The organism is Enterobacter sp. BNK-8 (genome assembly GCF_048685095.1).
GTDB classification, from domain to species: domain Bacteria; phylum Pseudomonadota; class Gammaproteobacteria; order Enterobacterales; family Enterobacteriaceae; genus Enterobacter; species Enterobacter quasiroggenkampii.
In genome coordinates this window covers 4,495,084-4,503,057 of record NZ_JBLQTN010000001.1, presented here as the reverse complement: position 1 = coordinate 4,503,057, position 7,974 = coordinate 4,495,084, and the positions used below count along the sequence as shown (strand labels likewise).

Genomic DNA, 7,974 nt, shown 5'->3' with positions numbered 1-7,974 from the left:
TCGTAGAGTCTCTTAAAGCATGAAGGCAATGCGCCAGTTAACGCTCACATGATCCGGGCCGAGCCAGTCGGGGTAGTGCAGGGGCGTGCCGACCGAAATCTGGCTGCTGTACCAGCGCCCTGCGCTGCTCAGCCCCACCGAGCCTCCCCATAACGTGCCGGAGGCAAAACGGTCCTGACGGTCTTTTTCCAGCCAGCCGCCGTCAACGGCAACCGTTGCGCTCACTGCGCCAATCACCGGAAGGGTGAAGAGGGAATACCCCAGCTCGTTACGCCAGTAGCCGCCGTTATCCCCGGACAGGTATTGCTCTTTAAAACCGCGCACGGAGCTTTCGCCGCCGAGCGTCAGGCGCTCGGAACCGTACAGCCGATCGGGCGACCACTGGCCGTAGGCGCTGGTCAGCCACCAGGCATTACGGGTAATCGGCCGCTGGAAGCTGGCGTTCAGACTCCATTTGCGGAATTCCGCACGCGGCACATCCCCGGACTTATCTTCGTCGGTTTCGGCATTGAACCACGGCATGCCGTGGCTCCAGGTCGGGTTGAAGGTCGCCACGCCGCCCAGCATTTTTTGCGTGTGCGTAATGCCCAGAATCAGGCTGGAGAGGTTGCGCGTGCTGCTCTGAAGCGGCGCGTCGTTGAGCCAGTTGCGGCTGGATCGCTGAACCACGCCAGCCGCAATGCCGGTTTTCACCTCCCCGTTGCGGAAGACCACCCAGGACGCGTTAAGGCGGTGGGTTTTGGTATCGCCCGTGGAGAGCCAGTTGAATCCCTGGTTATTGATGGTGGTCCGGTAGTTACTCCAGGCGTAGCTGTAGTCCAGTAATCCGTAGCCAAACGGCACGCTGACGCCCGCCTGGAAATTCTGCGCATCGTACGCGCTGGCAAAATCGCTGCTGCGCCCGCCGCTGACAAACCATTTATCCGCCAGCCCCAGCATATTATTGGCGGTGAGCACGCCACTCAGCTGATCTTCGCCGGTACTCTTCTGTCCGCTATTATCCAGGCTTACGGATACACTTAAGGGAAATTCCGGTTTTGCCGTGAGATTAACGATGGAATATCCGGCCTGCGTTCCCGGAAGAATTTCAATCTGAACCGGGTCGGTACGCAAACGGTTAATTTGCTCCATGCCCTGTTCGATGTCGCGTAAATTAAGGATGCCGCCCACCCGTCCCGGAAACGCCATTTTCAGCATACGCGGCGTTTCGCCTTCCAGACGGATCGCTTCCAGTCTGCCTTCCAGCACAACAATATTCAGCTGGCCGCCGGAGAGATCCTGCTCGGTAAGAAAAGCGCGGCTGGTGATATATCCCCGGCTGATATACCAGTCAGAAATATGGGCGAGAAGCTCCGTTATTTTCGCCATATCCAGACAGCGGCCCTGCCACGGCGCGACAAGGGTCTGCCGGTTTTTCGGGGAGATTAAGGTCGCACCGGAAAGGGTAATGGTATGAATGGTGAAACAGGGTCCGGAGCCGGTAACAGGCAGCGGTCTGGCGGGCGCAGGGCGAGGAATACTGCGCTCCAGCTCCTCACGCTGTTGCTGGTTCTGTAATAAAAGCTGCTGCTGTTGCTGTTGAATGGAATCGCGATCGGCTGGCGATAAAGGTGCAGCACTCACCCTCGCTGAAAAAAGCGAAAACAATAAGATAGCAACAGCATAATTTACTAATGAAATTATTCTAATTTTTATTTCGGCGTTATTCATCCATGCCACAAAAATGTCCGCAATGATTATTTTTGTAATATAAGAGTTTTCTTAAAGAGAGTATATCAAATTTGAATTAGGGCTCCTAAAATTAATAGTTATTTCAGAAGAGTGAGAAGGGTATTAAGAGAAAATAAGAAAGGATTTAACTAAGCCTTAAATCTTGAGTTAGCCCCAATACACTAGCTGTGAAGACGGAAAGTTTTTCGCCACTCTGCGGGACTCACCCCAAAACGCGCTTTAAACTGCTGTCGCCAGGTGACAGCGGAATTAAACCCCACCAACTCAGCCACGCGTTCAATCGGCATATTTCCGGCTTCCAGTAAGATCTGGCTGCGCCGCAGGCGTTCGGCGGTCAGCCAGTCGGTGACGCTCATCCCCGTCGCGTTAACAAAATGACGGGTCAGGGTGCGGCGGCTCATCGAGACCACCTCCGCCAGCGAGTCCAGACTATGCGGTTCGGTGATGTGCTGCTGCAGGTAGTCGATCAGACAGTTAATGCGTCCGTCGCGGGTATCTTTAGGCACCGGCTGGGCGATGAACTGCGCCTGCCCGCCCTCGCGGTGGGGCGGAACAATCATCCGACGGGCAATCTGGTTAGCAACCAGGCTGCCAAAGCGCTGGCGAATGATATACAGGCAGCAGTCGAGGGCTGCGGCAGTACCGGCGGAGGTGATGATATTGCCGTCATCCACATAAAGGGCATTAATATCCAGCTGAACGTTCGGAAAGAGCGACTGAAACTGACGTTCGAACTCCCAGTGGGTGGCCGCGCGTTTGCCGTCGAGGATCCCCGCCCAGGCCAGCACAAACGCCCCCAGACACAGCCCGACGATTTCCGCACCGTGGTCTCTCGCCTGCATCAGGCTGTCGAGCAGCGCCTGCGGCGGGCGTTCAAGAACGTGCTGCCAGTAAGGAACGACAACAATATCGGCCTGCCCAATGGCGGTAAAATCCTGCGTGGCGTTGAGAGCAAATCCGTCTTTTGAGGTGAGAAATCCTGGCGTTTCGGCGCAGATCGTCACGTTAAAGCGCTTTTCTCCGGAGACCGAGTCGCCAAACAGAATGCAGGGAACGGAGTAGTGGAACGGGCTGAACCCGTCTACCGCGACAATCGCGACGTTGATTAGCGACATCTGTCTCTCCTTTCCCTTTCAGACACTCAGAATATAACGGTTTCGCCATCCTGGGGAATGCTCACTGCGTCACTCACCTGGTTGGCTTCAACGTACTCCCGCAGCGCGCTGCGGGTTAACAGACAGTGGTTAATGGCTTCCATATGGATCGCCACAATTTTAGCCTGCGGCAGCAGGAAATGGACGTTGAGCACATCCTCCTGCCCCATAATAATGGGCCCAAAACCAATGACGTGGGCATAGCCGGCGTTCAGCACCACCACGTCCGGCTGGTGCTTTTGCAGATCGGCCGCCACCTCGTCACGCCAGACGGTATCCCCGGCAATATAGAGCGTCTTCTCATCAGGATGACGCAGCACCACGCCACAGGCCTCGCCCAGCCGCTCCGCCAGTTCGGGCACGGCGTATGCGCGATCGGTACCGTGCTGGCCGCCGTGGGTCTTCGCAATTCGAATCTCGCCAAAGGTGGTCTCGTCGGTCATGACCGTCAGGTTGCTAAACCCCTGGCTGCGCAGCAGCGCGGCGTCGCGGTCATTTTGTACGTAGATCGGTTTGTCTTTGGCGATCAGTTCCGCTGCGGCGCGATCCCAGTGATCGTCATGGGTATGGGTGACGATCACCGCGTCGGCGTCCAGCAGCGCGTTGACGTCAACGGGGAGTTCGACCGTCGGGTTGCGGCGTTCGGCATGGGCCGTGCCAGGGAAGCCCGGATAAGCGCCCTGTGGGGCCAGCATCGGGTCGACTAAAAGACGTTTTCCGGCATAGGTAATCAGTTGGGTGGCGTTGCGAATGTGGGTGATGTTCATGGGCTATCCTCCGGTTGGTGTGATAAGGAGGATAGCCAGCCGTCGCGCGGCACGCTGTGGGTTAAAGAGCGATTACCGATGAAATCGGGCCAATTTACGTCACCGTGCTTTATGCGGGTGCTTTTACCAGCCCGGCACCGCCCCGCCGTTAAAGATCGTCTCCGCTGCTTTCGCTACTTCAGGGGACTGATACGACTGGATAAATTCCTTCACGTTCTCCGCGTCTTTGTTGTCTTCGCGCGTCACCACGATGTTCACGTACGGCGAATTTTTGTCTTCGATAAAGACGCTGTCATGCACCGGCGACAGCCCGGTTTGCTGAATATAGGTGGTGCTGATGATGGCGACATCCACTTTCGGGTCGTCCAGCACGCGCGGCAGCTGCGCCCCTTCCAGCTCCATGATTTTCAGCTGCTTAGGGTTGGCGGTAATATCCAGCGCCGTCGGCAGCAACCCGGTATCTGGCTTCAGGGTGATGAGCTTCTCTTTTTGCAGCAGCAACAGCGCGCGGCCAAGGTTGGTCGGGTCGTTTGGAATGGCAATGGTTGCGCCGTCCTTCAGGCCAGACACGGATTTGATTTTGCGGGAATAGCCGGCCATCGGGAAGACAAAGGTGTTCGCCACGGCCACCAGCTTGTAGCCATGCGCCTTGTTATCCTCTGCAAGGAACGGGCGATGCTGGAAGACGTTGGCATCCAGTTCCCCCTGGTTGGTGGCATCGTTAGGCAACAGCGAGCCGCTGAAGCCCACCAGCTCCACGTTCAGGCCATATTTCTCTTTTGCCACCTTTTTGGCGACTTCCGCCACGTCCTGTTCGGCGCCGTTGATGACGCCGACTTTAATGTGTTTGGCATCGCTGCCACTTTGATCGCACCCTGCCAGCAGCAGGCCAGCCAGTACCAGAGCACCCAATCGACGTTTCACAAGACAGTTCCTTTTGCTGAATGTTGTAGTGACTATATCGACAACGAGGCGGGGAAATAAAAACCGAAAAAGAATCAATAAGAAGGATCGGTTATATGCGGGTATGGCCGGGTGACGCTGCTCCACCGGGCATCAGGGATCACAACGTTGTCGTCCAGTCCTCGACGGCAAGCTCCTGCACCATTCTGAATGCACGATCGTTAGTAACAATCGTTGTTCCCCGACTGATAGCATGTGCAGCGATCAGTTGATCGAGATCCCCCATCACTATCCCTTTCTTTTCCAGGGTTGCACGGAGTTCACCGTACGTTGCTGCGGCGTCGCTGTCCCAGTCGCAAATCGTGATGGTATTGAGAAACTCCCGGATTGTTTCTTTCAATCTACTGCTTTTCTTCTTGTCAGCACCATACAGCAATTCCGCTTCGGTAATGCTTGAGATAGAAACGTCACCCGGCGCCAGACATGTCATTCTGCTTACAACCTCCGGGTGTCGTTTAAACAAGTGACTCACAATATTCGTATCCAGCATATGTCTCATGAGCATGTTCCATCCAGAGGGTCTCTTGTCGTAACACTCTGATTGCGTTCCTCCTTGCTCAAAAACGTATCTGGTACGTCCGTTTCTGCCAGCATGCGGAGAAAATTATCCCAGCTCTTTATTAGAACAGGTTTTGCCGCCAAAACGACATTCCCCTTCTCATCCCGTCGGATGTAGACGCTCTCCGCATCAAACGCGAATTCAGCAGGCAGCATAACGACCTGATTTTGACCCTTTTTGAATAGTTTTGCTGTGCGTTCCATTGCTATCTCCATGGATGACTTGACCAGGCCAAAGCATGCGCCAGGGCCCGAAAAGAAGACAAGCAACACGTTTTAAATTAGGAAAGCGGCTCGCAATAAATAGCAGAATGCATAATGACAGAAACGGGCTTAAAGGGCTTTCGCCAGGTAATGTCGCTGCATGCCCGGGTACGGATAATCCTGCAAAGACATCTGCAGCTGATACCCCTGCTTTTCATAGAACGGACGCGCCTGGAAGCTGGCGGTATCGACCAGCGCGTGCTTGCAGCCTTTGCGCCTGGCTTCTTCTTCGGCCGTTCTGATGAGCTGGCTGCCCACGCCAGTTCCCCGTACGGTGTCGCTCACCCAGAGATAGTCGATATTCAGCCAGTCGCCTTTGCGCACCCCAATGAGCCCGCCGAGCATGGTGCCGTTTTCGTCCCGCACGTAAACGCCAACATCGCCGCTAAAATTTGTCAGATCGAGAAACTTTCCGTTAAAAGCCCTCAGCCCCGTCAGTAACTCCTCTTTCTCCTGCGTCGTAACATTATCAGTAATGCTCAGGTGCATATTTTTTCTCCTTGTTATCTGTGCCGTTTCACTATCTCACACACGCATCGTGGAGAAAATTCATACTTTCGGCTGGCGTCGCTACACTGAATGTAACGATATATTTCATGGGAAGCCTGTGACTTCTAATGGGGGTTGTTGATGAAAGCTGCGCATCTGGTCTGCCTGCTGGTTTGTCTGCTGTTCGCCGCGTTTGTCCATGCTCAGGAAAAGGAGGATCCGGCGAAAGAGGCACAGATTAAGCAGCAGGTCCTGAAAGATATTAAGAAAACCTGTACGCCACAGAAAAAGCAGAGCGATAAGGCCTGGCAGGCGATGATTTTGTCGTCAGAGGCCAATCAGCTGCTGATCAAAAATGCCGTTACCGCCGTGAAGCGCGACAACCTGGACGCCTACTGGGCGGCGGTTGGTCAGGTGGATTGTATGGAAGATTATTGAATGCTGCTTGCCGGGTGGAGGCTGCGCCTTACCCGGCCTACACAATATTTTTAACGCTTACGCACGTCTGGAATAATTAAATCCCCGCGCAGCACATACGAGCCCAGCATCTGCGTTTTCTCCGTCAGCCAGCTCACGATACGCGCCGCCATGGCATCCATTGAATATTCAATCGCCGGGATCACCGGAATACCCGGCAGGTGCAGCGATCCGGCCAGGCTAAAGACCATAATGTCGTCCGGCACGGTTTTATTAAACGCCTGCAGCTGCGGGATCACCCGCTGGGCTTCCTGCTCGTCCGCCACCAGCAGTGCGTTGAAGTTCAGCGTGCTGGCGTTATTCAGCAGCTCCTGTAGCGCAACGGACGAGGAGGTCGCGTCCATGAACACAAGGTTGCGATTAAAGGGCAGGAAATTTTTCTCCAGCGCGTGCTTGTAGCCGAGCAGAACCTGGTCGGCAAACCCGCTGCCGTGCGGGTGGATCAGGGCAATCTGCCGTCGACCCTGGCTGGTCAGGTAGTTACAGGCGGTTTCGGCGGCAAAGGCGTGATCGAACTGAATGCTGTTGGAATTATCAGACTCCATGCAGTCGACCAGGATGACGTTGTCCATATCGACGTCCAGCGGGAAACGCGCGCCAATCACCAGGATGTCATCGCAAAGCCCGCGAGAGAGTTCTTCAAGGGCGTGCATCACTTCCGCTTTACTGTGCGCGAAGCGCAGCAGCAGGTGTTTTTGATGCTGGCTGAGCTGTTTTTCCAGCGCGTAGAGATAACCGGTGGTCTGGTTAATATTTTCCTGCGCGCAAATGACCCCGATACAGCCCGTCGACTGGCTCAGCAGCGACTGGGCAATCACGTTAGGCCGGTAGTTCAGCTCATCCACCGCTTTCAGTACGGCCTGACGGCTGGCTTCCTTTACGCCACGCGACCCACTCAACACTCGCGATACCGTGGCTTTAGACACCCCGGCAAGACGTGATACATCATTGATTGTCGACATCTCTTTCCCCTGGCAGGCTTACCTCGCGCCTGCAAATTCCATGACCGCTTCGGCTCACATTATAGCCAGAACGGAGTATATCCGTTTCCGTTTTCCATGGAAACCGATTTTCCGTTTCCACTCAAAATGATGTCAAAACAGACAAATTATGTGACCTGCATCCGGTTAATTAGCCTCATAAGTATTGGATCTTGATGGTTGTCACAGTTCTGCCTTTTATGAATGGAAACCGGTTTCCGTATCATGTCCAATCATCCTCGCAATAACTTTTTACATTTAGAGGATGGTTGTCGATGTTCAAGATTATGCTGTGCTGCTCTGCCGGGATGTCCACCAGCCTGTTGGTCAGCAAAATGGTCGATGTCGCGAAAGAACGTGGTTTGCCGGTGAAGATTGATGCGTACGGTGTTTCCGAATTTGATACGCAGTTTCCGCAATACCAGGTGGTACTTCTCGGACCGCAAGTGAAATACATGTTACAGACACTCTCAGACAAGGCGGCGACGCATGGCATTCCGGTGCAGCCCATCGACATGATGGACTACGGTATGCAGCGTGGCGATAAAGTACTGGACTTTGCTCTGTCGCTCATCGAAGCGGCACACTAAA

At 54.6% G+C, this 7,974-nt stretch carries 10 protein-coding genes; 2 read left to right on the top strand and 8 right to left on the bottom strand.

Going from position 1 to position 7,974, the window contains the following annotated elements:
* Positions 1-12: 12 nt before the first annotated feature.
* The 7 genes from ACMGGU_RS21780 to ACMGGU_RS21750 form a co-directional block, all read right to left on the bottom strand.
* Positions 13-1,710, bottom strand: a complete 1,698-nt coding sequence (locus ACMGGU_RS21780; RefSeq protein WP_244940638.1) for a ShlB/FhaC/HecB family hemolysin secretion/activation protein — start codon at positions 1,708-1,710, stop codon at positions 13-15.
* 182 nt (positions 1,711-1,892) lie between these two features.
* Positions 1,893-2,846, bottom strand: a complete 954-nt coding sequence (locus ACMGGU_RS21775) for a GlxA family transcriptional regulator (RefSeq protein WP_126535090.1) — start codon at positions 2,844-2,846, stop codon at positions 1,893-1,895.
* A gap of 26 nt (positions 2,847-2,872) precedes the next feature.
* Entirely contained in the window at positions 2,873-3,652 is a 780-nt protein-coding gene (locus ACMGGU_RS21770; RefSeq protein WP_045907939.1) for an MBL fold metallo-hydrolase, read from the bottom strand.
* A 123-nt stretch (positions 3,653-3,775) separates the two neighbouring features.
* On the bottom strand, positions 3,776-4,576 hold the full coding sequence (nlpA, locus tag ACMGGU_RS21765) for a lipoprotein NlpA (protein ID WP_252074023.1): 801 nt from the start codon (positions 4,574-4,576) through the stop codon (positions 3,776-3,778).
* Between the two features lie 139 nt (positions 4,577-4,715).
* Complete coding sequence (locus ACMGGU_RS21760) at positions 4,716-5,114, bottom strand: type II toxin-antitoxin system VapC family toxin (protein WP_420300911.1); 399 nt, start codon at positions 5,112-5,114, stop codon at positions 4,716-4,718.
* Positions 5,111-5,377, bottom strand: a complete 267-nt coding sequence (locus tag ACMGGU_RS21755) for an antitoxin (protein WP_252078013.1) — start codon at positions 5,375-5,377, stop codon at positions 5,111-5,113. Before ACMGGU_RS21755 ends, ACMGGU_RS21760 begins: the two co-directional genes overlap by 4 nt.
* 129 nt (positions 5,378-5,506) lie before the next feature.
* Positions 5,507-5,926 (bottom strand): GNAT family N-acetyltransferase, encoded by a 420-nt coding sequence (locus ACMGGU_RS21750; protein ID WP_048030347.1) that lies wholly within the window; start codon positions 5,924-5,926, stop codon positions 5,507-5,509.
* 141 nt (positions 5,927-6,067) lie between these two features.
* On the opposite strand from ACMGGU_RS21750, the gene ACMGGU_RS21745 reads away from it, so the two are divergent.
* Complete coding sequence (locus ACMGGU_RS21745; RefSeq protein WP_048992761.1) at positions 6,068-6,364, top strand: YicS family protein; 297 nt, start codon at positions 6,068-6,070, stop codon at positions 6,362-6,364.
* A 50-nt stretch (positions 6,365-6,414) separates the two neighbouring features.
* On the opposite strand, the gene ACMGGU_RS21740 is transcribed toward ACMGGU_RS21745, so the two are convergent.
* The gene (locus tag ACMGGU_RS21740) at positions 6,415-7,365 is read right to left on the bottom strand and encodes a LacI family DNA-binding transcriptional regulator (RefSeq protein ID WP_229226559.1); all 951 of its coding nucleotides are present in this window, start codon (positions 7,363-7,365) and stop codon (positions 6,415-6,417) included.
* 293 nt (positions 7,366-7,658) lie between these two features.
* On the opposite strand from ACMGGU_RS21740, the gene ACMGGU_RS21735 reads away from it, so the two are divergent.
* Positions 7,659-7,973: a PTS sugar transporter subunit IIB gene (locus ACMGGU_RS21735; RefSeq protein ID WP_008500132.1), complete on the top strand. Its 315-nt coding sequence runs from the start codon at positions 7,659-7,661 to the stop codon at positions 7,971-7,973.
* Position 7,974 lies beyond the last annotated feature (1 nt).

What these genes read in the sequence shown, in the direction of transcription:
- ACMGGU_RS21755 (WP_252078013.1), bottom strand. Translation starts at nt 5,377, where the DNA reads ATGGAACGCACAGCAAAACTATTCAAAAAGGGTCAAAATCAGGTCGTT.
- ACMGGU_RS21735 (WP_008500132.1), top strand. Translation starts at nt 7,659, where the DNA reads ATGTTCAAGATTATGCTGTGCTGCTCTGCCGGGATGTCCACCAGCCTG.
- ACMGGU_RS21745 (WP_048992761.1), top strand. Translation starts at nt 6,068, where the DNA reads ATGAAAGCTGCGCATCTGGTCTGCCTGCTGGTTTGTCTGCTGTTCGCC.
- ACMGGU_RS21740 (WP_229226559.1), bottom strand. Translation starts at nt 7,365, where the DNA reads ATGTCGACAATCAATGATGTATCACGTCTTGCCGGGGTGTCTAAAGCC.
- ACMGGU_RS21760 (WP_420300911.1), bottom strand. Translation starts at nt 5,114, where the DNA reads ATGAGACATATGCTGGATACGAATATTGTGAGTCACTTGTTTAAACGA.
- ACMGGU_RS21770 (WP_045907939.1), bottom strand. Translation starts at nt 3,652, where the DNA reads ATGAACATCACCCACATTCGCAACGCCACCCAACTGATTACCTATGCC.
- ACMGGU_RS21750 (WP_048030347.1), bottom strand. Translation starts at nt 5,926, where the DNA reads ATGCACCTGAGCATTACTGATAATGTTACGACGCAGGAGAAAGAGGAG.
- ACMGGU_RS21780 (WP_244940638.1), bottom strand. Translation starts at nt 1,710, where the DNA reads ATGAATAACGCCGAAATAAAAATTAGAATAATTTCATTAGTAAATTAT.
- ACMGGU_RS21775 (WP_126535090.1), bottom strand. Translation starts at nt 2,846, where the DNA reads ATGTCGCTAATCAACGTCGCGATTGTCGCGGTAGACGGGTTCAGCCCG.